Genomic DNA, 2,190 nt, shown 5'->3' with positions numbered 1-2,190 from the left:
GTGCGATGGGCAGTCGTACTTAGTGTAAGCCAATTACACTGAGTGAGTTGTTAAAGGTTGGAGTACGTTACCTAAGGTAAAAACGGCTCCCGAATCCTGGAAGGCTCATTCTCTCGAAGGTGAGAGTCCTTCCACTAGAGTGCTGATACATCTAGTGAAGACTAATCTAGGGCATTATCGTGAGGTAGTGTCTGAAGGAGATGCGGAAAGTTGAGAGACCCGTAGTCGGATAAGCAGACCCAAATGCATGAAGTGTAAAGCACGGCGGCTGGATAAGTTGACGACTGTGCGCAAATAACGGGAAGTCCTGTTCCAATGAATAAAAGCGAACATGGTCTTTATTCACACATATCAGCTGGATAAAGACAGCTTATCAAGTGATGGTGATGGGTATGTTTAGAAGGAAGGTACGATGACCCCATGAGATCTCCACCTTACCGAAAGGACACGTATCTATAAGGGCAATCCGAAATGGTGCAGTGTGGGGGGAGAAGTCAGACGTTCTCATAGTACGGGAGTAGTGTATTGACCAAACAATACATGAACGGAAGGGGAACGACCTCGTGGCTCTACATCTGTAAAGGTGTGTAATGATAACAGAAAACGCTACTTCGGTAAAAACGAACTGAATGTACACAAAGAAAGGTGTGGAATGTGCTTTGAATCAAGAGTTGAAACGGAAATGGCATAGTATTTATGGACAAATTCTCTTCGACCGTAAAATCAAAACGGCATGGGAGAAAGTAAAAGCAAATCAAGGTGCTGGTGGTGTAGATGGGGAAACGCTCGAAAGTTATGAGAGGAATTTAGATGAAAATCTAGACAACCTCTTACAAAAGTTAAAAGCTAAAGAATACACACCATCATCTGTACGTAGAGTCTATATCCCGAAAAAGAATGGGAAGAAACGTCCTCTAGGTATTCCAACCATTGAAGACCGCATTGTCCAACAGGCGGTTGTCAATGTCATTGAGCCAAAATGTGAAGATCTCGTCTTTCATACCTGGTCTTGTGGATACCGCCCAAACCGTGGCGTTAAACGAGCACTTCAACTCATCATGTGGAACATTGAACAAGGATACAATTATATCTATGACTGTGATATTAAAGGATTCTTTGACAATATTCCACACAAAAAGCTCATGAAAGTACTCAACAAGTATATCGCAGATGGAACAGTCTTAGATATGATTTGGAAATGGTTGAAGGCTGGCTACATGGAAGAAGGAACCTATCACACGGTAGATTCCGGAACACCACAAGGTGGAGTCATCTCACCAATATTGGCAAACCTGTACCTCAATGAACTAGACTGGACACTCGACATCCACGGCATTCGTTTTGTGAGATACGCTGACGACTTTCTACTCTTTGCCAGAACAAAAGAAGAGATCAAAAGGGCAGAGAAAGTCACAAAAGAGAAGTTAAACGAATTAGGTCTTGAAATCTCCATCGAAAAGACCAAGATTGTTGACTTTAGGCAAGATGACTTCGACTTTCTCGGCTTCACATTTGAGCACTGGAGAAAGCGTAAGAAAGATGGTAAACCCTACTATATAGCGAAACCAAAAGAGAGCCACTGGAAAGACTTTCGTCAGAAAATCAAAATGAAAACGAAGAAGACGCTGACGTTAAGTAAGGAGATTTGGTTGGTAAGAGTAAACCCAGTCATACGAGGGAAAGTAAATTATTTCTTGACTTTATGGGAGGCTGTCAAACAATTTGAAGAGAATGGCTATTTCCTAAGGTGTTACTACAACACCTTCAAGAAAGAACTTTTAGCCATAGATGCTTACATCCGAAGAAGGTTGAGAGTCGCCATGATTCATAACCACCCCAATCAACGTAAAGGCTGGGCAATGTGTACTAAATGGAACATTGAGTACTTCGCACGGATTGGTCTTGTTTCTACCTACCAATATTACTATGGGAAACAGTTTGGCCATACCGTAGAGGATTACATTCAGCATATGAAAGAAAAACAACAAAAGAAGTATCGGAGGAAGTTACAAAGAGCAAAAGAAAAAGGACAAGAATATTTTACTTCTACTCTTGTCCGGAAAATGAACTATGCCCAACGATTAGCAACCTACTGATGATGATAAGGAACACGTTGGTAAGCCGTATGCCTTAATAGGGCACGTACGGTTTGATGAGGGGGTAGCCTTGAAAGAGGTTACCCTACTCTAT

At 42.0% G+C, this 2,190-nt stretch carries 1 protein-coding gene; it reads left to right on the top strand.

What is annotated here, in order from left to right:
• The first annotated feature begins 659 nt into the window (after positions 1-659).
• Entirely contained in the window at positions 660-2,096 is a 1,437-nt protein-coding gene (gene ltrA / locus MLD65_RS17865; protein WP_243293171.1) for a group II intron reverse transcriptase/maturase, read from the top strand.
• The last annotated feature ends 94 nt before the right edge of the window (positions 2,097-2,190 follow it).

This window comes from Bacillus sp. FJAT-47783, assembly GCF_022808615.1.
In the GTDB taxonomy this organism is placed as follows: domain Bacteria; phylum Bacillota; class Bacilli; order Bacillales; family Aeribacillaceae; genus Bacillus_BZ.
The sequence above is the reverse complement of the archived record's forward strand: the minus strand, read 5'-3'. Positions and strand labels throughout refer to the sequence as shown.